At 39.4% G+C, this 20,835-nt stretch carries 20 protein-coding genes, 4 tRNA genes and 1 riboswitch; of the genes, 10 read left to right on the forward strand and 14 right to left on the reverse strand.

The window, feature by feature from the left end; all coding sequences use genetic code 11:
- Positions 1–46: 46 nt before the first annotated feature.
- Positions 47–152: riboswitch (SAM riboswitch) on the reverse strand.
- 291 nt (positions 153–443) lie between these two features.
- From ABD769_RS14660 to murQ, 5 genes are all read right to left on the reverse strand, one after another.
- Positions 444–1,199, reverse strand: a complete 756-nt coding sequence (locus tag ABD769_RS14660) for a Bax inhibitor-1/YccA family protein (RefSeq protein WP_344852158.1) — start codon at positions 1,197–1,199, stop codon at positions 444–446.
- Positions 1,200–1,219: 20 nt separating this feature from the next.
- Positions 1,220–1,435, reverse strand: coding sequence for a DUF2442 domain-containing protein (locus ABD769_RS14665; protein ID WP_344852159.1), 216 nt, complete (start codon positions 1,433–1,435; stop codon positions 1,220–1,222).
- Positions 1,425–1,658, reverse strand: coding sequence for a DUF4160 domain-containing protein (locus tag ABD769_RS14670; RefSeq protein WP_344852160.1), 234 nt, complete (start codon positions 1,656–1,658; stop codon positions 1,425–1,427). Before ABD769_RS14670 ends, ABD769_RS14665 begins: the two co-directional genes overlap by 11 nt.
- 22 nt (positions 1,659–1,680) lie before the next feature.
- Positions 1,681–2,247 carry a hypothetical protein gene (locus tag ABD769_RS14675; RefSeq protein WP_344852161.1) on the reverse strand — a complete coding sequence of 189 codons (567 nt, stop codon included), beginning with the start codon at positions 2,245–2,247 and terminating at the stop codon, positions 1,681–1,683.
- A gap of 188 nt (positions 2,248–2,435) precedes the next feature.
- Positions 2,436–3,239, reverse strand: coding sequence for an N-acetylmuramic acid 6-phosphate etherase (murQ, locus tag ABD769_RS14680; RefSeq protein ID WP_344852162.1), 804 nt, complete (start codon positions 3,237–3,239; stop codon positions 2,436–2,438).
- Positions 3,240–3,428: 189 nt separating this feature from the next.
- Between murQ and ABD769_RS14685 the strand changes: the two genes are divergently transcribed.
- From ABD769_RS14685 to ABD769_RS14700, 4 genes are all read left to right on the forward strand, one after another.
- Positions 3,429–5,036 (forward strand): S41 family peptidase, encoded by a 1,608-nt coding sequence (locus ABD769_RS14685; RefSeq protein WP_344852163.1) that lies wholly within the window; start codon positions 3,429–3,431, stop codon positions 5,034–5,036.
- Between the two features lie 153 nt (positions 5,037–5,189).
- Positions 5,190–6,323, forward strand: coding sequence for a histidine decarboxylase (locus tag ABD769_RS14690; RefSeq protein WP_344852164.1), 1,134 nt, complete (start codon positions 5,190–5,192; stop codon positions 6,321–6,323).
- A 76-nt stretch (positions 6,324–6,399) separates the two neighbouring features.
- Positions 6,400–6,996, forward strand: coding sequence for a short chain dehydrogenase (locus tag ABD769_RS14695; RefSeq protein ID WP_344852165.1), 597 nt, complete (start codon positions 6,400–6,402; stop codon positions 6,994–6,996).
- A 126-nt stretch (positions 6,997–7,122) separates the two neighbouring features.
- Complete coding sequence (locus ABD769_RS14700; protein WP_344852166.1) at positions 7,123–7,629, forward strand: GNAT family N-acetyltransferase; 507 nt, start codon at positions 7,123–7,125, stop codon at positions 7,627–7,629.
- A gap of 110 nt (positions 7,630–7,739) precedes the next feature.
- Here the strand turns inward: ABD769_RS14700 and ABD769_RS14705 are convergent, their stop codons facing one another.
- From ABD769_RS14705 to era, 3 genes are all read right to left on the reverse strand, one after another.
- Entirely contained in the window at positions 7,740–8,249 is a 510-nt protein-coding gene (locus ABD769_RS14705; RefSeq protein ID WP_344852167.1) for a GNAT family N-acetyltransferase, read from the reverse strand.
- 303 nt (positions 8,250–8,552) lie between these two features.
- A complete protein-coding gene (gene der, locus ABD769_RS14710) occupies positions 8,553–9,854 on the reverse strand; it encodes a ribosome biogenesis GTPase Der (RefSeq protein ID WP_344852168.1) in 1,302 nt (433 codons plus the stop codon).
- A gap of 308 nt (positions 9,855–10,162) precedes the next feature.
- Positions 10,163–11,059, reverse strand: a complete 897-nt coding sequence (gene era / locus ABD769_RS14715) for a GTPase Era (RefSeq protein WP_344852169.1) — start codon at positions 11,057–11,059, stop codon at positions 10,163–10,165.
- A gap of 189 nt (positions 11,060–11,248) precedes the next feature.
- Between era and ABD769_RS14720 the strand changes: the two genes are divergently transcribed.
- From ABD769_RS14720 to ABD769_RS14745, 6 genes are all read left to right on the forward strand, one after another.
- Positions 11,249–11,324: transfer RNA gene (locus ABD769_RS14720), tRNA-Met, on the forward strand.
- Between the two features lie 75 nt (positions 11,325–11,399).
- Positions 11,400–11,471, forward strand: a tRNA-Glu gene (locus tag ABD769_RS14725).
- Positions 11,472–11,632: 161 nt separating this feature from the next.
- A complete protein-coding gene (locus ABD769_RS14730; RefSeq protein ID WP_344852170.1) occupies positions 11,633–12,652 on the forward strand; it encodes a hypothetical protein in 1,020 nt (339 codons plus the stop codon).
- 391 nt (positions 12,653–13,043) lie between these two features.
- Positions 13,044–13,119 (forward strand) — tRNA-Met (locus ABD769_RS14735).
- 75 nt (positions 13,120–13,194) lie between these two features.
- Positions 13,195–13,266: transfer RNA gene (locus tag ABD769_RS14740), tRNA-Glu, on the forward strand.
- A 539-nt stretch (positions 13,267–13,805) separates the two neighbouring features.
- Positions 13,806–15,035, forward strand: coding sequence for an aspartyl protease family protein (locus ABD769_RS14745; RefSeq protein WP_344852171.1), 1,230 nt, complete (start codon positions 13,806–13,808; stop codon positions 15,033–15,035).
- 279 nt (positions 15,036–15,314) lie between these two features.
- Here the strand turns inward: ABD769_RS14745 and ABD769_RS14750 are convergent, their stop codons facing one another.
- The 6 genes from ABD769_RS14750 to ABD769_RS14775 all read right to left on the reverse strand — a co-directional run bounded on the left by ABD769_RS14750 (position 15,315) and on the right by ABD769_RS14775 (position 20,807).
- A complete protein-coding gene (locus ABD769_RS14750; protein ID WP_344852172.1) occupies positions 15,315–15,941 on the reverse strand; it encodes a phenylacetate--CoA ligase family protein in 627 nt (208 codons plus the stop codon).
- Positions 15,942–16,097: 156 nt separating this feature from the next.
- On the reverse strand, positions 16,098–16,685 hold the full coding sequence (locus ABD769_RS14755) for a YdeI/OmpD-associated family protein (RefSeq protein ID WP_344852173.1): 588 nt from the start codon (positions 16,683–16,685) through the stop codon (positions 16,098–16,100).
- 6 nt (positions 16,686–16,691) lie between these two features.
- Complete coding sequence (locus ABD769_RS14760) at positions 16,692–17,144, reverse strand: DUF1569 domain-containing protein (protein ID WP_344852174.1); 453 nt, start codon at positions 17,142–17,144, stop codon at positions 16,692–16,694.
- Positions 17,145–17,218: 74 nt separating this feature from the next.
- Entirely contained in the window at positions 17,219–17,911 is a 693-nt protein-coding gene (locus ABD769_RS14765; RefSeq protein WP_344852175.1) for a helix-turn-helix transcriptional regulator, read from the reverse strand.
- A 249-nt stretch (positions 17,912–18,160) separates the two neighbouring features.
- The gene (locus tag ABD769_RS14770; protein WP_344852176.1) at positions 18,161–19,243 is read right to left on the reverse strand and encodes a Gfo/Idh/MocA family protein; all 1,083 of its coding nucleotides are present in this window, start codon (positions 19,241–19,243) and stop codon (positions 18,161–18,163) included.
- Between the two features lie 112 nt (positions 19,244–19,355).
- Entirely contained in the window at positions 19,356–20,807 is a 1,452-nt protein-coding gene (locus ABD769_RS14775) for a Gfo/Idh/MocA family protein (protein ID WP_344852177.1), read from the reverse strand.
- Between the last annotated feature and the right edge of the window lie 28 nt (positions 20,808–20,835).

Consider the following 20,835-nt stretch of genomic DNA (forward strand, 5'->3'; position numbering starts at 1 on the left):
CAAAAAAAGGCTTATCTAAAAAGTTGGTACGTGAATCGTAATCCTAAACTTATCTGGTCCCGAATTTATCCGGGATAGAATTTAGCACCTTGTATGGTTACAGGTTGCTAAGACTTCGTTGGGTCTAATCCCTCCGTCTTTCTTAATAAGCGTACAAAAATGCAACAAAGCTACATCAATTCCAAAATTTATCGCTTTGCTACCAAATAAAATTACAAAGGCCATGCAATTCTGCACAGCCTTTAGAATATTGTTCTGTTTTTGAAATTAGCAGATTACCTTTTTATGATATTTTCTATTATACCAAACTACCATATAGCTCATCCAAATTCCACTGCCAGAACTTACTACAAAGACGTTATCAGTTATAAAAATAGTGATCACCACCTGAATGCAAGCACCAATTAATAGAAAACCCGCAATTGCCAAAAACTTATTCATTATTATCTTCTGTTACCGAAAATACGTAGTAAGAAAAGAAAGATATTTAAGAAATCAAGGTATAAAGATAAAGCGGCAACAATAGCCATTTTTTTAGATTCTACCTGAAGAACCTGCTCGCCACTGGCCTCAATCCCTTCTCCAATTCTTTTGATTTTCTGCACATCGTAAGCAGTTAATGCTGTAAATATTGCAATACCAATAAAAGCCATAAACAGGCTAAATTGTTCGCTCTGGATAAACATATTAATTACACTCGCAATTACTAAACCAATTACACCTACCATTAAAATAGGCCCAAACTTGCTTAGATCGATGTTAGTAGTGTAACCCATAACTGCCATGATGCCAAATATACCTGCCGCACCAGCAAAACAGCTTACTATTGAACCTGATGTGTAGGTTAATAGGATAAAACTTAAACTTACTCCGGTTAGTACAGAATAAAGCACAAATACGCCAATTAACGCGGGCAATGATAGTCTGCTTAAACCAAAACCCATCAATAAAACAAGGCCAAGCGGCGCAAACATAGCGATATAGCCAAAGATCGACATACTTACTTTTCCGGTTGCAGGATTAATATTTAACAGATACTGCATTAACTGCTCATTTGTACCAAAAAGATAAGCAGCTACGGTAGATAAACTTAATGCAACGAACATCCATAAGAATACGTTTGCAAAGAATTTTTTAGAAACAGATTTTCCCTGTACAAAAACACTGTTGTCCTGATATTGATAATTTTGTTGTTCCATTTTTAAATTTATTTTAGCAATTATTTATTGAACGAAGAAAATCCTTCGAAACTTAAATCCTCATCAATTTTTTCCCAATGTATTCCAAAGGGTGATATATGATAATCTTCCCGCTCCTTATCACTGGCATTTAATAGTTTTGGAAACCAGCTTAATGGATGGCTTTTACTTTCACCTGTTGAGGTCATAATGAATATATGATTATTTTCAAACCACACTTTTATTTTATTTTCCATGATATTCGTGCCACTTTGCAATAATAATTTCTCTATTCTCCTCTATCAAAGATTGTGCAAGATTAATATCTTTGTTTTTTAGCCCTTTATTACTCACAAGTTTAACTTCTTCTACTTCAAATTTAGCCTCACCGTCTGCATTTCTGACATGTATATGAATAGGCAAATGTTCATTTGAATAAAAGAAGAAACGAAGTCCAAAAATTATAAATAATGTAGGCATTGTCAATCCGAAAGATAAATATTTAGTTCAATCTTTTTGTCAGCAGTTCTTCAACTTTTTTAAAGAATTGCAGGGGTTTTAAGGTGCGCCATGGCAAATGATCAAAAGCGCCACCAAAGTTAATGTAATAATCGATGTTATTGCCCCTAAATTCGGTAATTACATGTTCCTGAAAGTTTACCCCAACAATCCAGCCATCTTCTACTTCCTGAAACCATTCTTCATAATAACTGTCGTCAGAAGAATGAAAATTCAATACATTTTCGCCAATCAGGATAAATTTATTGATGCCTTCATCCATCATCAGCTCTAAAATATCGCGCTTCAGCAGCATAATGTCGTTGTTAATGGCATCGTTCCACTCCCCTATAAATTCTATAATGGCATAACTCCGGTCGTAATCGGCATATAACACCTTCATGTAAAGCGTATTCGAACCAAACTCGTCCCACTGAGGGTGCAATAAAAAGTTATAAATCTGCTTATCAAAATAAAGCTCCGAATATTCGGTATTGTAAAACGGCGAACGCTCGTCTTCTGCCGAAATATAATCATCTCTCCACTGGTAATAAGGCTCTATCTCGTGCATATACTTTAATTATTGAATGATTGAACAGACAAATTATTGAATGATTGAATTTTGAATGAGAGATAAATAAATTATCGAATGAATGAATTTTGAATGAGTGAATGTTAAAAGCTACTCCCAAATTCCATCATTCAAAATTTTCTCATTTCGTCATTCCATCCTTCCCTCATTTCGTCATTCTATCATTTTTAGTGTCCTGCTTCTACTGCTTTACGTACGCTTCCGTAACGGGTTAACAATTCGGCGGCTTCATCGTAGCCAATATTCAGTTCGTCGGCAACCATTTGTGTACCGCGATCGACTAATTTATGGTTAGTTAACTGCATATCGACCATTTTATTGCCAACTACGCGCCCCAGCTGAACCATAACGGTGGTACTCAGCATGTTTAAAACCATTTTTTGTGCCGTGCCCGATTTCATACGGGTAGATCCGGTAACAAACTCAGGTCCAACCACCACTTCAACCGGGAAATCCGATTCTGCAGCTATTGGTCCGCCGGTATTACAAACAATACAACCGGTTAAAATGCCATGTTTGCGTGCCGTGTTCAATCCACCGATCACATAAGGTGTGGTACCCGAAGCAGCCAAACCTACCAGACAATCTTTTTCGTTGATGTTAAATTCCTGAAGATCTTTCCAGGCCTGTTCGGCGTCATCTTCTGCAAATTCTACTGCTTTTCTAATGGCCGTATCACCACCAGCAATGATGCCAACAACCCAATCAAAAGGAACACCATAGGTTGGAGGGCACTCTGAGGCATCAACCACACCTAAACGACCACTGGTACCTGCTCCAATATAAAAAAGACGGCCACCTTTTTTCATCCGTCCGGCAACTGCCGTTGTTAATTTTTCGATCTGAGGCAAAGATTTCTCAACGGCATAGGCAACCGTTTTATCTTCGTTATTAATGCCATGCAGAACTTCCAATACCGACATCTGATCGATGTGGCTGTAATTGGATTCTTGCTCGGTAACTCTGTCCATAAATTTAATTTTGATAAAATTCGGTAAATTCTTTCTAAAATCTACCCTAAAAAATCAAAAATATATCTCACAAATTTCAACGAACTCCTTCCTGGCGTTAATTAATGTTAAAAATTATAAACAAAAGACACGAAAATGCAGTTAAAAAATATATCAACCCGCTAATTTTCATAAATTTGCCTAACGCTGATGAAAAAAAATACCCGTAATAACATACTGATTGCCACGAGCTATTCTGTAATTTTAATAGCGGGTATGTTTTTGGGCATAAAATTTATTAAAGACCAGGGTTTTGGCGTAAAAAAAAGCCCGCAGCTTGCTGTTAACAGCGACGAAAAATTAAATGAAATCCTGCACATCATCAATGGCAATTATGTTGATGACATCAATACCGATTCGCTTCAAAATTTACCGATAGACAGTGTTTTACATCAACTCGATCCACATAGTGTGTACCTGCCGCCAACCGATGCACAGGATATGACCGATAACCTTGAAGGCAATTTTGAAGGTGTGGGTATAGAATACTACATGCTTAATGATACCATGATGGTTACGGGCGTGGTTAAAGACGGTCCGGCTTACCAGGCAGGTATAAAATTGGGCGATAAAATCCTCAGTATCGATACCGCTATAGTAAGCGGAAGAAATTTACCAAAAGATCAGCTTACTGGCCGTTTTAAAGGTAAGGCCGGCACAGGAGTAAGTGTGGTACTTTTACACCCCAATGCACAGCAGAGCAACCGCATTATGGTTACCCGTGGCAAAGTAAACATCAGCAGTATAGATGCTGCTTACATGATCAACAATGAAACAGGTTATGTGCGCATCAGTAAATTTGGCGCCAATACCGATAACGATTTTTCTGTTGCGGCAAACAACCTGAAAGCAAAAGGCATGAAAAAGCTGATCCTCGATCTGCGTGATAACGGTGGAGGATATTTTACCGCTGCAACTGGCTTAGCCGATCAGTTTTTACCAGAAAATAAACTTATTGTATATACACAGGGTAAACATGAACCCCGCACCGATTATTTTTCTACCGGAACAGGTGCCTTTCAAAATGGTAAACTTGCTGTGCTGATCAATGAAAATACAGCTTCAGCCAGTGAAATTGTTGCAGGAGCCATTCAGGATTTAGGAAGGGGCATTATTGTTGGTCGCCGCTCATTTGGTAAGGGTTTGGTACAGGAGCAATTTGCCTTTGGCGATGGCTCTGCACTTAATTTAACCATTGCCAGGTATTACACGCCATCAGGGCGAAGCATCCAGAAATCTTACAAAAAAGGCTATGATGCTTACAAACACGAACTGGATGAGCGCATGATGGACGGAGAACTTACCGGCGACCGTACTTCTTTTCAGGATTCTATCGAAAAAACAGAAGGGGTAAACGTTCAGCCTTCTAAAAAGATTAAACCAATAGGCGGAATTCAGCCCGATGTATTTGTGAAGTTGGATACTACCGGCTACAATAAATTTTACAGTAATCTGGTGAGTAAAAAAGTACTTTCTGATTATGTATTTAATGTACTAACCACCAAATACAGCGCTAGCTTTGTTGAACAGTACATTAACATTTTCACCATAAACGATAACGATTTTAAAGATTTTATCGGGTTTCTTCAACGCAAAAATGTCCCTATAGACCGTTTTCAATTATACAGTGCAAAAAATGTAATCTTAAATGATTTGAAAGCGCTGCTTTGCAGGTACTATTTAGGCGATGTTGGTTATTACAAGGCAGCAAACCAAACCGATAACGCGGTAAGGCAGGCATTGCTTAACCTGCAATAGCCATATTTTATACTTCGCACAGGTTAAATCATCAGCTCTAACCAGATTTAAATTTCATATAAAATATATAAATCAATATAATATTCTTATTTAAACACAATTGTTAATATTATATTTTGATTTATCTAATTTTGCCTGCAAATCATATCATTTATGGATGCAAAAGAACTACAGGCAAAAGATCAGGAAGTATTAAATAATCTGTTAGAAAAAATCAAGGAACAAACCGATTTATTTTTAGGTTATCCGGTTTCGAAGGATTTTGATTATCAGGCATTAGCTGATTTTTTAAAATACCCGATGAATAACCTGGGTGATCCTTTTGTAACTTCTACCTATGGTGTCGGATCGCGCGAACTGGAAAAAGAAGTCGTAAAGTTTTTTGCTGAACTTTTCCGCGCTCCGGCAGATAATTGGTGGGGTTATGTTACCAATGGCGGCTCAGAAGGCAATTTGTATGGTTTATACCTGGCCAGAGAACTGTATCCAAAAGGAATGGTTTATTATTCCGAAGCCACACATTACAGCGTACAAAAAAACCTGCACCTGCTTAATATGGGCAATATTGTGGTCCGCTCGCAGGAAAACGGCGAAATTGATTACGAAGATCTTGAACACACCATCAGGATGAACCGCCACATGCCGGTAATTATTATGGCCAATATCGGTACCACGATGACCGAGGCCCGTGATGATGTGGCTAAAATCAAAACCATTTTAAAAAAACTGGCCATACAGCATTACTACATTCATGCCGACGCTGCATTATCAGGAACCTATAGTGCTTTGATCGAGCCCAGGCCAGCTTTCGACTTTGAAGATGGTACAGACAGTATCGCGATTAGCGGGCACAAGTTTTTTGGTTCGCCGATGCCTTGTGGCGTAGTAGTGGCAAAAAAATCGAACCGCGACCGGATTGCCCGTTCCGTGGCTTATATAGGAAGTGTAGATACCACAATTACCGGATCAAGAAACGGGCATAGTCCACTATTTTTATGGCACACTATTAAACGACTGGGGATTGAGGGTTTAAAAGACAGGGCCATGCACAGTCTGGCAACAGCAGCTTATACCGAAGAGAAACTTAAAGAAATGGGTATAGCCGCATGGCGGAATCCGAATGCCATTACCGTGAACTTCCCTACCCCATCTGCTCCGATTTGCAAAAAATGGCAGTTGGCAGCAGAACAGGGCAATTCTCATATCATCTGCATGCCCAATGTAAGCGAGGCTCATATCGATCTTTTTATCAACGATTTAAAAGCAGAAATGATATTACAGGACTGATCAACAAAAACTTTTAAATCAGCTTAGTGTTTAATAACATACCAATAGGTAACGGTAAACATTTAAACAGATCCATATGAAAATAATAATTGTGGGCGCAACAGGAACATTAGGCAAAAAGGTGGCCGATGCTTTCGCCGAAAAACATGAAGTAATCCGTGTGGGAAATACCAAAGGAGATGTTCAGGTTGATATTAAAGATGAAGCATCTATCAAAGCCATGTTCGAAAAAATCGGTGCATTTGATGCGCTAATCAGTACGAGTGGAAAAGGCCCGTTTGTAACTGTAGGGCAAATGACCGGCGAAAAATTTAAAGCAGGATTACTGGATAAATTATTGGGCCAGGTTAATCTGGTGCTTATCGGACAGCATTACATTAACAAGGGCGGTTCGTTTACATTAACATCAGGAATATTGGCCGATCATCCGATAGCTGCCGGCGCCGTACTCAGCGCAGTAAACGGCGGTTTAAATTCTTTTGTAATTGCAGCCGCCCCGGAACTTGAAAATGAGGTGCGTATAAATGCGATCAGCCCAAATGTGGTTGAAGATTCTCCGGCGTATTTTGATTCATTCCCAGGGGAAATTCCGGTGACGATGGAGAAAGTGGTTAAAGCTTTTGAAAAAAGTGTACTGGGCATTGTTACCGGACAGGTGATTAAAGTTTATTAAATTTTAAAAGAATAACTTCCTTTACCAAAACAGCTGACGCATCATTATTTTTAACAAAAGCTTGATCTAAAATTTTGTTTATTTACAAGCCAGACCATTATATTAGTCTGTCTAACAATCTCAAACATGATAGAAACGGAACGCCTCATTTTAAAGCCTTTAACGCATAACCAACTTTTAAAATATATTAAAGACGATCATTCTCTGGAAAAAGAATTTGATCTTTTACCAACTAAAAAAAATATCTCTCCTTCCCTGCATGATGCTTTAGAGCAAACCATTCTGCCTAATGTTTTTGATAAAGACAAAGATTATCTCTACCATACTTTGTGGACCATTATCTCTAAGCCTGATCATAGGATGGTAGGCGATATCTGCTTTGTTGGCGAGCCTGATCCAAACGGGGAAATAGAAATCGGTTATGGTACTTATGAAGAATTTAGAGGCCAGGGATTTATGACAGAGGCTGTTGCCAGGATTATCGAATGGGCAAAAGAACAGCCTAAAGTGAAATCGGTTTTCGCGGCAACTACGAAAGATAATGTGGCTTCTTATTCTATTTTAGAAAAAAACAATTTTATCCATATCGGAGAAGTTGATGATATGCTGAGCTGGAAAATAGAATTGAAATAATGTTTGCTTACGCTGAGTAATTTGCCACGGAGGCACGGATAACCACGGAATAAATCTTGTGTTTATCCGCATTTATAAAGCAAATGAGCAAGTTGCACGTTTGTAATGTATTACAACACAATTTCAAACAAACTTAAACTGATGCCTTCATAATGTTTGGGCAATCCATCGGTTTTTTCCATCGTAGCCACACCAACATAATCAAAGCCACAACCGGTATAATATTCCAAAAGTTTCTCGTTATCAGCCCAGGTATCCATCCTGATAAATTTAATGCCATTATCAACAGCAAAAATTCTAGCCCATTTAATAATTTCCTTTACAAAAGAATAGCCTCTAAATTCGGGATGAGTTACAATCCTGTGGATATAAATCGCATCATGATCGCGCTCTTTCCAAATCAACTGATCATTATAAGTAACGGCAAAAACAGAGGCCACAACGCCATCTACCAGGATTTTGTATTGTCGGTTTTCATCAATTTCATTCTGTACCATTTCCCTGCTGAAGCCTTGCCAGTGCTTGTTAAACACCTTTTTCTGATGGGCAATAGCCATATCATAAAATTCAAAAATCGTATCGATATCAGTTGACAGGCTATTTTGTACTTGTAGTTGCATGGGGCAAATATAAGGGTAAATTTTATTTCGTCATTTCGGGGTAAAGGTTTAATAAGATAGCTTCCCTAAGTTATCGTCTTCTCGAGCGAAGTGCAACGAAGTCGAGAGATCTATCTCGAGTTAGATTTCTCCGTTTCGCTGTGCTCCAGTCGAAATGACGTCTTGAATGGAGTAATGTCAAAGAGGATGATGCCGTTCTGTAATTAACAACAAAAAAAGCTGCTTCTTAAAAGAAACAGCCCTGTTAATTATGTTATTAGGTATAGGCAATCAGGCCTTACACCTTCAAACCTCAACCTTAAATTATTTTTGTCTGAAATAAATCTGAATCGGTGCTCCGGAAAAATCAAAATTCTCTCTCAGTTTATTCTCGATGAAACGTTTATACGGATCTTTAATGTACTGTGGCAGGTTGCAGAAAAAGGCAAACATAGGCGAAGTCGCATTAATTTGAGTGATATATTTAATTTTAATGAATTTTCCTTTTAATGCCGGAGGTGGGAATTTCTCGATCAATGGCAGCATTACATCATTTAACTTAGATGTAGGAATTTTCTTGCTCCGGTTTTTGTAAACGTCTAAAGCCGCTTCAATTGCCTTGAAAATACGTTGCTTGTTTAATACAGAGGTAAATACAATCGGCACATCGGTAAAAGGACGGATACGCTCATGAATCTGCTCTTCAAAAGCTTTCATGGTTTGGGTATTTTTTTCGATCAAATCCCATTTGTTAACCAAAATAACGATACCTTTTTTATTCTTTTCAGCCAAATGGAAGATATTGATATCCTGGCTTTCGATCCCTTCTACAGCATCGATCATTAACACCACAACATCTGCCTCTTCTAAAGCTTTGATGGTACGCATTACCGAATAAAACTCCAGGTTTTCTTTTACTTTGGTTTTTTTACGCAATCCGGCAGTATCGATGAGCATAAACTCGTGACCGAACTGGTTATAATGGATTTTGATTGAATCGCGGGTGGTACCTGCATTTGCAGTAACGATATTACGTTCTTTACCAATTAAAGCGTTAACCAAAGAAGATTTACCCACATTCGGGCGACCTGCAATGGTAATTTTTGGTAACTGGTTTTCCTCTTCAGGAATATCTTCGAAATTTTTAACGATTTCATCTAATAACTCGCCTGTTCCAGAACCTGTCATCGATGACAATGGATAAACTTCACCTAAACCAAAACCATAAAAAGTATGGATTTCGTTGTATAAAGCGGTATTATCTACCTTATTTGCGGTTACATAAACCGGCTTGTTACTTCTGCGGAGTACTTGTGCTATATCATCATCCAAATCTGTAATGCCTGTAGTTACATCAACCATAAAGATCAAAACACTGGCCTCTTCGATGGCAATCATTACCTGTTCGCGGATAGCCGCTTCGTAAACATCTTCCGAATTGGCCACATAACCACCGGTATCAATTACCGTAAAATGTTTATCAATCCACTCGCCAACGCCATAGTGCCTGTCGCGGGTTACGCCGCTCATGTCATCTACAATCGCTTTGCGGCTTTCTGTTAGTCTGTTAAAAAGGGTACTCTTGCCTACGTTTGGCCTGCCTACGATGGCTATAATATTACTCATGGGTGTTCTATTGATAGTTAATGGCTTATAGTTAACGGTCGTGATGTTTATGCAAGCTGCTCAAACTATTTGGCTATCAGCCATTGACTATCAACTACTAACCGATTTATTTCGGGCTGCAAAGGTACGGTTATTTTTCGTAACCTCCATTATTATTAATTTTTATACTGATCTGAAAGTCCTTTTATTACTTCTTCGTTTAACTCATTTCCCTGCAAAAAAGGAAAGCTTTCCCATCTTATAATCCCTTTGGTATAGATATAAAAGCAGAAGAACTGTCAGTTTTTTTCCTACCTTAAAATTCGCAATTAATTATCGTAACCAAAGCTTTTCAGGTAATTCTTTTTGCTTCTCCAGTCCGGAATCACTTTTACAAACATTTCCAGGAAAACCTTACTATCTAAAAATTTCTCAATTTCTAAACGGGCTTCGGTTCCCACTTTTTTCAGCATGCTACCAGCCGTACCGATTAAAATGTTCTTCTGCGAATCGCGTTCAACCACAATCTCTGCGGTAATCCTGATCATTGCACCTTTACCATTTTTCATTTCCTCTTCTTTAAAGCTCTTTACAATTACTTCGGTACTGTAAGGGATTTCCTTCTGGTAATTGAGAAAGATTTTTTCGCGGATGATCTCTGAAACAAAGAAACGCTCAGAGCGATCGGTTAAATCTTCTTTGTCGTAATATGGCGGATGTTCGGGCAACATTTCGAGTACGCGATCCAATAATCCGTCTACATTGTGTTTATGTAAAGCCGAAATTGCATAAATCGCAACCGGATTTAACTTTTTCTGCCAGTAAGCAATCTTCTCTTCAACCTTTTCCTGCTTCGCCTGATCAATTTTATTGATGAGTACAATGGTTGGGATATCGCGGTTCAGGATTTTTTCCAGAACGTCGTCCTCATCGTGTTCTTCGTTAATATCGGTTACAAATAAAAGAACATCTGCATCGGTTAAAGATCCGTTAACAAAGCTCATCATACTTTCTTGTAAACTGTATTTTGGCTTAATTATTCCCGGAGTATCAGAAAAAACAATCTGATATTCTTCTTCATTTACGATCCCTAAAATACGATGTCTTGTGGTTTGTGCTTTAGGAGTGATAATGCTAAGCCGCTCGCCTACAAGCACATTCATGAGGGTGGATTTACCTACATTTGGTTTACCTATTATACTTACAAAACCTGCTTTATGCGCCATTAAAATATTTTTTAAAAAAAATTTGCAGCACAAAGAAACGAATTATATCTTTGCATTCCAATTCGGAAACAGAGTTAAGGATTTAATTCAAAAGAAAAAACGAGTTGTATAGAGTGCGGGGTGAAGTCCCAAAGTTTCGGGAGTACGCTCGTTGAGCTCAGAACCGAAATTGAAAATGACAATATAGAGTGCGGGGTGGAGCAGTTGGTAGCTCGTCGGGCTCATAACCCGAAGGTCGCACGTTCGAGTCGTGTCCCCGCTACCAGGAAGTTGGGAGTTGAGAGTATTAAGTTGGGAGTTTCTCCAAACTGAAAACTCCAAGGTCAAAACTCAGATTAATGGCCCGTTCGTCTAGGGGTGAGGACGCCAGATTTTCATTCTGGAAACAGGGGTTCGATTCCCCTACGGGCTACGATCCCGCTTTACGATAAGTAGAGCGGGATTTTTGCTTTTTGGAGAAAATTTATCTCTCAGATCAATCAATAATATTCTTATCCCATCGTAAAATCACATTTTTAATCCTATTTTTAGCATACAACAAAACATCCCAACTAACATCTAAAAACGCAATTAATGAGCTCCGTATTCAGAACATCCTATACCCAGGATCCAGACACCGTAACCGACGAGAAACTAAAAGAAATTATCGGGCAGCGAAAGTGGCAAACTGTTGATATTAAAATTTCGGAGGAAGATCTCAAAGAAAATATATGGTTTTTAAACGACGCTGTTGTTTTAAGACAAAGCAAGGAGGGTGTTCCTTTAATGACCACCACAGCAATTTACGGCCCTATCCAAAAAGACACTAAAGTTGCGCTAACTCCAGGCGAAGGAACCGGCGTAACACCACTGCCGAAAGCGATAGTAGAAATATCTTTAATTGATGAACTGGAAGCCCTGGCACGAAATGCAAAAACACCAAAAGAAGGTAATGCGGTTACAGTTAACTCGAACTGGGTAAGCAGCATTGATGGCGGAAGATTGCCTAACCTCGATCCTTCTGCGAATGTATTCGGCCAAACAGGCTCACTGTATGTAAACGAAATAGCGGTAGTTTTTCCGGTGATGGATGCAAGCCACCCCGATTACGAAGAAACACTTGCTTTTTACGGAGCCAAACTGCTTAAACCAAGAGAACCATTTTATATGGGTTTTGAAGATACTTTATTTGGGATGGAGTATGACACTTCTCTACCTGATTATATCCGCAATTACGCCATGTCGCCAATAGGTGGCGGAGGCATGTTTGTTGAGCACCATCCATTCCCCCACATTTTTCTGCCTAAGCCAGATGAAAACGGAAAAGTATTTTGCGAGGCCAAAGTTACTTTAGGGCACAAGGTGGAGGTTATGGATCCGGAAAAAGAAAACCCCAGAATTATATTTTCCACTTTCAGGGTACCTGCTGACGGATCGGCCCTGGCCATTAAACCGTCTACCATACATAATGATAGTTTTACCAAAGGAAAATTAGCTGTTTTTGTTGCCAACACACCGGCAGATACGGTAGCTTTCAGACAAACCGCTCCTTTTACCAATATTGTTGTAAAGGATAATGAGCCGAAAATAGAGAAGTCAAAAGATTTTAGTTAAAAATAGCGCCTGATTTACCCGCATCCGATGGCGATGCGGGCAAACAGGACTTTAATCAACATAACTAACCAAATATATATTGAACTTCGAATTAGACTAAAAACATAAGATAGTAATTTTTATTTAGACTAATTATAAACAAATATAAAAAAGCAAGTTGAAATAATTCAATATTTTCTGGTAAAAACGATTAAGCTTTTGTTAAAACTATACAACTTGCTCATTATCAAACCGAAATTTACGACTATAAATTATCGATGATTTTTAAATTGTTCCCGACAAATCAGGATCATAAAAATATTTTAAAAAAATATCGTAAATGACTTTGCAGATGTCAAAACAATTTATACCTTTGCACTCCTTCAAACGAAGAAAATTTGAAGATACAGAGTGCGGGGTGGAGCAGTTGGTAGCTCGTCGGGCTCATAACCCGAAGGTCGCACGTTCGAGTCGTGTCCCCGCTACCAAGAAGTTGGGAGTTGAGAGTATTAAGTTGGGAGTTTCTCCAAACTGAAAACTCCAAGGTCAAAACTCAGATTAATGGCCCGTTCGTCTAGGGGTGAGGACGCCAGATTTTCATTCTGGAAACAGGGGTTCGATTCCCCTACGGGCTACGAAAATTCAATGTTAATTGATGTCAAAAACCTGCAAATTAAATATTTGCAGGTTTTTTTTGTTTACATCTAAAAGCTAAAATACACATCAAATCGTCATAAAAAATTGTGTTATTAGGTGCATATCTGAAAAAACATTAAGCACCGAATTCACTCCAATCTCTTGAACACATACCTTCAGCCTTTAAACCGGGCATTTCGGTAAAAATGGCCGGCCATTCTGCATATCTGTTCAGAAAGAAAAGAAACTTAGATGTGTATCATCCGTTAATCAATTGATGGCCAGTTTAGTATGAAATATAGGAATCATTTTCACTATAATACACGGTATAGGTGCATTTTGTATTAATAAATATAAAAAATAAATGCTATGTTCGCGTTATCATATAATATGTAGCCAATTGTTATGAATTTACATTCATAAACGGAGCCCATCATTCATCAAATTCCGTCCTTCCCTGAGGACAAAGATGGATCCTATATTGTCCTATAAGATTTAATTTGGCCTAATCGTTACAGATAACTAAACCAATAAGTAAATGAAAAAGTCTATTCAAGTCCTATTTTTTTCTTTAGGAATATTGCTTGCAACCAATTTTTATACCAATGCACAAGTTCCGGTAGACACTTCAGAAATTATCCGTATATCAAATATGGGTGATGTAACTCTCTTAAAACAACAAATATTACCTATACAGATATGGAGTGATATGATCTTGATCAAGGCTAAAGTAAATGGAATAGAAGGTTATTTTGTATGGGATAACGGCTTTGCATTTTCAGCCCTTGATAAAAATTTTGCAGCAAAAATTAAGTTAAGCCCTTTGCAGCAAAAAACGGATATTGCAGGCACAGATGGCAATAATGCTCAAATATCCATGCAATGTGAACTTGGACGTGTGGATATGGGACAGGTAAGTATATCGGGCTCTCCTTTTACCATTATAGATTTTGAGGCCATGATGGGAAAGCATGTAAAACCTGTAGGCATTATCGGTTCTACTGTTATAAAAAAAATAAATTGGAAATTCGATTTCGATAAGAACACCGTAACGCTTTCCTTAAAGCCTTTTGAAAGCAACGGGATAAAGCTCCCTTTTGAAATTGATGCCTACAATAATTCTAAAATATTATTTGGCCTTAACGGCTACTTAGATAAGGCTGCGATAGATTTCGGCTACAACGGCAATGAAGTCGCTATCCCAAAAGATGCACTGCCTATTTTTGGCGCTGCAAAAAAATCAATTTCTATTGGCCATTTAAGCTCTTCGGTTAGCGGGCTATCGGACAGAGATACCAGTTATATTTTTAGGGACTTTAAATATTGTATCGGAGATACGAATACCGTATTGCCCCACAAATTCGAAATTATGCTGAGCAGCAACAGAAACCATGTGCTTATTGGCAACCGCTTTTTCAGGAATTACAATTGTATTATCAACAACACCAGCGGACAGATTATCCTTACAACAAGAAAATCACCAATTAATGTTATCCCTGAAAAGAAATACGGTGCCATATTGTCTGTAAATGACGGAAAAATTTTGGTATCTTCTTTTTCCGATAATCCTAACATTAATCGTAATGCAGACCTAAAATTAATGGACGAAATTGAATCGATAAACGGAAAAAGCTTAAAGGACTTTGCAGATCCTTCACAAATAAGGGATTATCAAATCAGTTTATTATTGAAGAATATGGAAATGAAATTAAAACGGATAGACGGCAAAATATTTGTTTTTACACCTGAACCTGATATTTATAAATAGCAATAAGGCGATGAAAATCTGTCTTCCCTAATCAGGCAGGGGATATCAGCTACGCTATCAGAAGTTTATAAATGATAATAGAAGGAACAGTTTTAAGCATATTTTAGAGAAGGGTTGGGTTATGCTTTAATTTCAGATTCCCCATGATGGGAATCCCTTTTTTGGAAAAACTAATCTTTAACCAGGTTATTCCCGCTACGGGCTACGAAAAAAGCATCAAAAGGTTGATGTTTTTTTTATGCCTTCAATCCTTAATTAATAGTATGGGATATGCCAATATCAAACCCGATGATCAACGATAGCTGGCGTTTTACCTGTAGTTGCATTGGTATAAAGATCTAAATCAGCGCCGGCCAAAACTTCCAGGTTTTTTACTTTATAACCAAATACCTTATTTAGCTGCTGAAGTTTCAGTTTTACATATTCATCTTTTTCAGCACGGGTTAAACCGGTTACCAGCATAAATTTTATTGAGGTATGTCCTTCATGAGGTGCTATTTGTATTTGAAATCGTTCAACATCTGAAAAAACTTCGTTGAAATCATCCAGTTCATAGTTACACTCGTTAAACATAAACGATCTTTTTTCCCTACCCTTTAATTCAAGGTAAAGTTGGCCGTCAATTTCAATCCATTTACCAATATCACCGGTATTATACCTAAAAACAGGGAAACGCTTGCGGAATAAATTGCTCACCACCAGGCCACCATAACCATCAGCATCAGGCTCATTCGTTTCAACTATCAAACCATCAATTACCGTGAACAATGACGGCAATCGGCTATAATCGCACCAGGCCCATATCCCCGTTTCTGCCGAACCGTATAAGGAGTAGATCTGCCGGGTTCCAAAAACCTCTTCGAAAAGTTTAACATGCGATGGCGGCAAAAACTCGCCACCAAACAAAAGATTTTTAAAACTTAATGGATTTTTTAACGGATTACGGAATCAACGTATATTATTCATCTGCAAGTGGGGCTTTCTATGGGACTTAATTTAAACATCCACTTAAACTAAAATCTGAAGGGGCTTCAGCTTAGTTAAATTAGAAAAATGAATACGCTACCTGAACTGTACAAGTTTAAGCTTTTGGCCAGCTAATAGGGCAATTTCGTTTATTCTTTTTTGCCGGGTTTCTGGTTTTTTAGCGAGTACAAGCCATTGCAGTATGCCTTGTTGAACAGATTTACTTAAACTGATAAAAAAGGGTTTGGAGCCGCGATGAATTTTGAAAGCAAACGCTAAATCTTTCGGGATTTTCAGTTCTTCTACATCATCTAAAATTGTCCACGACCCATTTTGTTTTGCTTTTTCAATACTGTCGAAACCAGCGGTCGTCATTAATCCTTCGCTGATTAAGCGCTCCACTTTTGCCTTGTTTATTTTAGACCATACACTGTTTGGTTTGCGTTTGCAAAAAAACTGCATAAAGGTTTGAGCATCTATCGACCTTGCTTTGCTATCTATCCAGCCAAAACACAGGGCCTCATCAACAGCCTGCCTCCACGAAATTGACGGCACACTGGATTTTATTTTATGGTAAACAAGCCAAACGGATTGTTTTGAAACATGGTTTTCTGCTAACCACGCTCTCCAATCCCCCTGGCTTGCGGGACAAAAAGTTTCGATCTCTTTTTCTTCCTTTTTCATTTTTAATTAAAATCCGAACTGCCTTAAATGATGATCAAAATGTTTCCATTGCATCAGCGCCCATTCTTCGGGTGTTAAAGGCCCAAAAAAAGCCTGTGGATGTGTGGTGCATTTGGCAGGGCCACCTTCAGAAAAAGCTTTGATTTGTTTGATTACTTTGGCTTTTTCGGCCTCGAAATCGGGATTGCCTTTGATGATATAACTTTTATCAGTTGCACTATTTTTAGGGAAGGGCGCTTCGCTAAAAAATTTCGGTTTCAATAGTTTACCAAATAACCTGCCTATAAAACCTAATCTTTCGGGATTGTGCAAGCCAATGGCCGTTTCGAGCGAGGCGTTGCAATGTGCGAGCATCTGGTTTACGTTCATTTTGCCCCATTGTTTCTGAGCAGTTGGGGTTAGTTTTTCAATCCGGGCTAAGATGGCTGCGGTATCGGAAGGATTAAACAGATTGTTCATGGTCATTAATTTTATGTTTACAGCACAAAACTAATGCAGCGCAAAGACAGCCCTATGTCAGGGGTATAAATGCTTTAATGATTTTTATCGAAATATTCCTGTAAGGTCATTTTATGCGGAGCAAATTTCTCGGTAAGCATTTCTAGTTTTTTAATCCGATCCAGGCGGAAGAACCTAAATTCGTTGCGTAAACGGCACCAGGCTACCAATAGCCAGTTTTCCTGCGTACTTAACAGCGCAAAAGGTTCGATTAAACGGTTGCTGGTTTGGTTGGCCTCATTGGTATAATCAATTTTTACCACATAGAAATTGGTAAGGGCAAATTGCAAATCAGACAGGTTATTGCTGTTTCTTTCGTTGTTGAAATTCTGGGTAAAGCGGGTGCGGTCGGCCAAAAGATTTACGTTGTCTTTTACCTGATGTGCCAGTACCGCTTTAATTTTGTCTATGGCTTCTAAATAATCTTTAATAAACGACGTATCCTTGTTTTTTAATACCAGTTGCTCAGCAAGAATCAGGGCATTGGCCTGGCTTTCGGTAAACATAACGGGCGGAATTTTGTAACCTTCCATTAACCTGTACCCTTTTCCTTCTTCTGTAAAAACAGGGACGCCAGCCTGTTCTAAAGCTTTAATGTCGCGGTAAATGGTTCTTACACTTACGGAGAATTTGACTGCAAGTTCCGGTGCCGTTAAAAGACGTTTCGTTTGCAATTGAGTTAAAATTGCGGTGAGGCGCGAAAGTCTTTTGGTATCGTTATCGTTCATGGATCGGATTATCATTAAGGCTAAAGAAGTTTTTCCCTGGCGCAATTCCTTTTCTGACTTCCTGAGCCAATAATACGAAAAACTAGTCTTTACTGATGCAGACAAAAAGGTTGAATAATAATATACCTACCGAGAATCGTCATCTCGAGCGGAGCACAACGTAGCCGAGAGCTCTATCTAGCTAGATCTCTCTCCCGAATATTCGGGACGGTCCGGTCGAGATAACGGCCATTTGTAAAGAAATAATTTTTAACCTAACCGGATCATTTCACCTGTTTTGACTGATTCATCGCAGGCAAAGGCGATTCTTAAACTATTTATGGCATCCTCTGTAGCCTCTGTTAAGTCGATATTTTCCGTAATGGCTTTTAGAAAATAACGCTGCTCGCGGTTGCAAAGTTCCTGGTGACCGGGTTCATCGGTGAGGTCGATCCATTCATCAGCTTTGCTAAACTCATCTTGTGCATTTAAACCGGCATGGTGTACTTTAATCGATTCGGTTTTGGTATGCGCATCAATGTTATCAGAGTTTCCGGCGGCACCTGCTTTTTTAGCCATGATGGATACGGAACCTTTCGGGCCAAAAACATCTTTAATAAAAAAGGCATTATCGCTTACCATCGGGCCCCAGCCTGCCTCGTACCAGCCAACAGAACCATCTTCGAAACGGATCTGCAACTGCCCGTAATTGTAATTCCATTCGGGAATATCATCGGTAAGCCTGGCACCAATGGCACTTACCTGTACAGGTTTCGACCGCGTCATCTGGCACATGATATCGATATAATGCACCGCACAATCTACAATCGGACTTAAACTTTTCATCAGGTTGCGGTGTACGGTCCATTTTGGCCCATGACTTTGTTGGTTGAGGTTCATGCGCATTACCAATGGTTTGCCCATTTCCTGAGCCAGTTCAGTAAATTTCTCCCACGAAGGATGATACCGGAGAATATATCCCACCAATAACTTTTTATTGGCCTTTTTAGCAGCCTCAGCTACTTTTATTGCACCTTCAACCGTATCGGCCAATGGCTTTTCGATAAACACATGGCAACCGCTTTCGAAAGATTTAACTGCGTAAGCTTCGTGTGTGTCAGGATAGGTAGAAATGCAAACGGCATCGGGTTTGGTAAGGTTCAAAGCTTCGTAAAAATCGCTGTACAGATCATATTGTCCGCCTAATTTTTCATTCAGTATTTCTTTGCTTTTTCCTGTGGAAACCAATCCGCATATTTCAAAGCCTGGCAAGGTATGATAAGCTGTGGCATGGGAAGCGCCCATATTGCCGCAGCCCACCACCAATACCCGTAAATTTTTATTCTCTGTCATTTTTAAAAGCTGGAAAGTTTTTTTTTAAAAAAAAAGTTGTAAGGCTGAAAAGTTTTAAGGTTGAATTTTAGACTTCCCCATGCTATTCACTTATTCAAAATTCATTCATTCTTTACACACCCAAAGTCCAGCCTTTGCGGTATTCGCGTTTCACAAACTGATTTACTTCATCAAAATTAGTCACCTTCATGTTTACCTTATCCCATAACATTTTAATGTCTCTGCCCGGATAACTGATTTTGCCTGCTGCATCTTTGCGCTGCACATCGGTTCCGCGGATAGCTAAGTTGGCAATGAGCAAAGTTTCGGTAAGCGGACCAGCAATTTCAAATGGCGAGCTGAGCTGCATTTTTCCATAACCGGCAATTGCGGCTTCGGCAAATTGGGTATAATGACCTTCTTCCTGATTGACAATGCGCGGAATGGTAATTTTGGTTTTATCCGATTCGTTGCGTGATAAAGGCAGCAGCCGCGGGTTTTTACCGTAAGTTTCGCAGATCATTTTGCCCTTTGTACCGATAAACAACACGCCGTTATCACCAAAACTTTCGTTTGCGCCCAGTTCTTCTGGCCGTTCGGGTTTAATCCCTCCATCCATCCAATGTACCTGTACTTCGTGCTTGGTTTTGGGTGTTTTGGCAAAAGTCATGATGACGTGACTTGATGGCGGACAACTTTCTGGTAAATAGGCACGTTTGAATTCATCTACATATACACTGCCCACGCTGCATTCTACACTGATTGGCGTATCTAATCCCAATACCCTGAATGGTGGCTCTACCAAATGGCAGCCCATATCGCCAATGGCACCGGTGCCGTAATCCCACCAGCCGCGCCAATTGAAGGGAACAAGTTTATTGATGTAATCTTTATAGGGAGCGCTGCCCAGCCAAAGGTCCCAATCGAGCTCTTTTGGCACAGCCTCTTTTGCTGTTGGCCACGAAATTCCCTGCGGCCATACCGGGCGGTTTGTCCAGCAGTAAACGGTATGTACTTTACCAATCCGGCCAGCATCGTACCATTCCTGCAGTCTCCTTACACCATCGCCAGAAGCACCCTGATTGCCCATTTGCGTAACCACTTTATAACGGTTTGCAGCTTCAGTTAACATTCTGGCCTCGTAAATATCGTGCGTTAAGGGTTTCTGCACGTACACATGTTTCCCCAGCTGCATGGCAGCCATGGCAATTTGTGCGTGGGTATGATCGGGCGTGGATACGGTTATGGCATCGATATTTTTACCTTCTTTATCCAACAACTCGCGGTAATCTTTATAATATTTTGCCTTCGGGAAGTTTTTCAGAGAATTGGCAGCTCGTCTATCATCCACATCGCATAAAAAAGCGACATCTGTTTTCCCACCCCTCACAATGCTGGCAATATCGCCCTCTCCTTTTCCGCCTGCTCCTATGCCTGCCAGCTGCAAACGATCGCTCGGTGCCAGAAAACCCGACCCACCCAGCACATGGCGGGGTACGATCATAAATCCGGCCGCAGCAAGGGCCGTTGTTTTTATAAAGTTCCGTCTCGAATTTCCGTTATCCGGATTTGCCTTATCTTCCATTATTATTTCAGGTTATAATGCTAATTTA

It is taken from the genome of Pedobacter jeongneungensis, assembly GCF_039538295.1.
GTDB lineage: Bacteria > Bacteroidota > Bacteroidia > Sphingobacteriales > Sphingobacteriaceae > Pedobacter > Pedobacter jeongneungensis.

Excerpts from the sequence above, each read along its gene's own strand:
- ABD769_RS14760 (WP_344852174.1), bottom strand. The coding sequence starts at position 17,144 with ATGAACAATCTGTTTAATCCTTCCGATACCGCAGCCATCTTAGCCCGG.
- ABD769_RS14770 (WP_344852176.1), bottom strand. The coding sequence starts at position 19,243 with ATGACAGAGAATAAAAATTTACGGGTATTGGTGGTGGGCTGCGGCAAT.
- ABD769_RS14755 (WP_344852173.1), bottom strand. The coding sequence starts at position 16,685 with ATGAAAAAGGAAGAAAAAGAGATCGAAACTTTTTGTCCCGCAAGCCAG.
- der (WP_344852168.1), bottom strand. The coding sequence starts at position 9,854 with ATGAGTAATATTATAGCCATCGTAGGCAGGCCAAACGTAGGCAAGAGT.
- ABD769_RS14660 (WP_344852158.1), bottom strand. The coding sequence starts at position 1,199 with ATGGAACAACAAAATTATCAATATCAGGACAACAGTGTTTTTGTACAG.
- era (WP_344852169.1), bottom strand. The coding sequence starts at position 11,059 with ATGGCGCATAAAGCAGGTTTTGTAAGTATAATAGGTAAACCAAATGTA.
- ABD769_RS14775 (WP_344852177.1), bottom strand. The coding sequence starts at position 20,807 with ATGGAAGATAAGGCAAATCCGGATAACGGAAATTCGAGACGGAACTTT.
- ABD769_RS14765 (WP_344852175.1), bottom strand. The coding sequence starts at position 17,911 with ATGAACGATAACGATACCAAAAGACTTTCGCGCCTCACCGCAATTTTA.
- ABD769_RS14670 (WP_344852160.1), bottom strand. The coding sequence starts at position 1,658 with ATGCCTACATTATTTATAATTTTTGGACTTCGTTTCTTCTTTTATTCA.
- ABD769_RS14675 (WP_344852161.1), bottom strand. The coding sequence starts at position 2,247 with ATGCACGAGATAGAGCCTTATTACCAGTGGAGAGATGATTATATTTCG.
- murQ (WP_344852162.1), bottom strand. The coding sequence starts at position 3,239 with ATGGACAGAGTTACCGAGCAAGAATCCAATTACAGCCACATCGATCAG.
- ABD769_RS14705 (WP_344852167.1), bottom strand. The coding sequence starts at position 8,249 with ATGCAACTACAAGTACAAAATAGCCTGTCAACTGATATCGATACGATT.
- ABD769_RS14730 (WP_344852170.1), top strand. The coding sequence starts at position 11,633 with ATGAGCTCCGTATTCAGAACATCCTATACCCAGGATCCAGACACCGTA.
- ABD769_RS14685 (WP_344852163.1), top strand. The coding sequence starts at position 3,429 with ATGAAAAAAAATACCCGTAATAACATACTGATTGCCACGAGCTATTCT.
- ABD769_RS14745 (WP_344852171.1), top strand. The coding sequence starts at position 13,806 with ATGAAAAAGTCTATTCAAGTCCTATTTTTTTCTTTAGGAATATTGCTT.
- ABD769_RS14700 (WP_344852166.1), top strand. The coding sequence starts at position 7,123 with ATGATAGAAACGGAACGCCTCATTTTAAAGCCTTTAACGCATAACCAA.
- ABD769_RS14695 (WP_344852165.1), top strand. The coding sequence starts at position 6,400 with ATGAAAATAATAATTGTGGGCGCAACAGGAACATTAGGCAAAAAGGTG.
- ABD769_RS14690 (WP_344852164.1), top strand. The coding sequence starts at position 5,190 with ATGGATGCAAAAGAACTACAGGCAAAAGATCAGGAAGTATTAAATAAT.
- ABD769_RS14665 (WP_344852159.1), bottom strand. The coding sequence starts at position 1,435 with ATGGAAAATAAAATAAAAGTGTGGTTTGAAAATAATCATATATTCATT.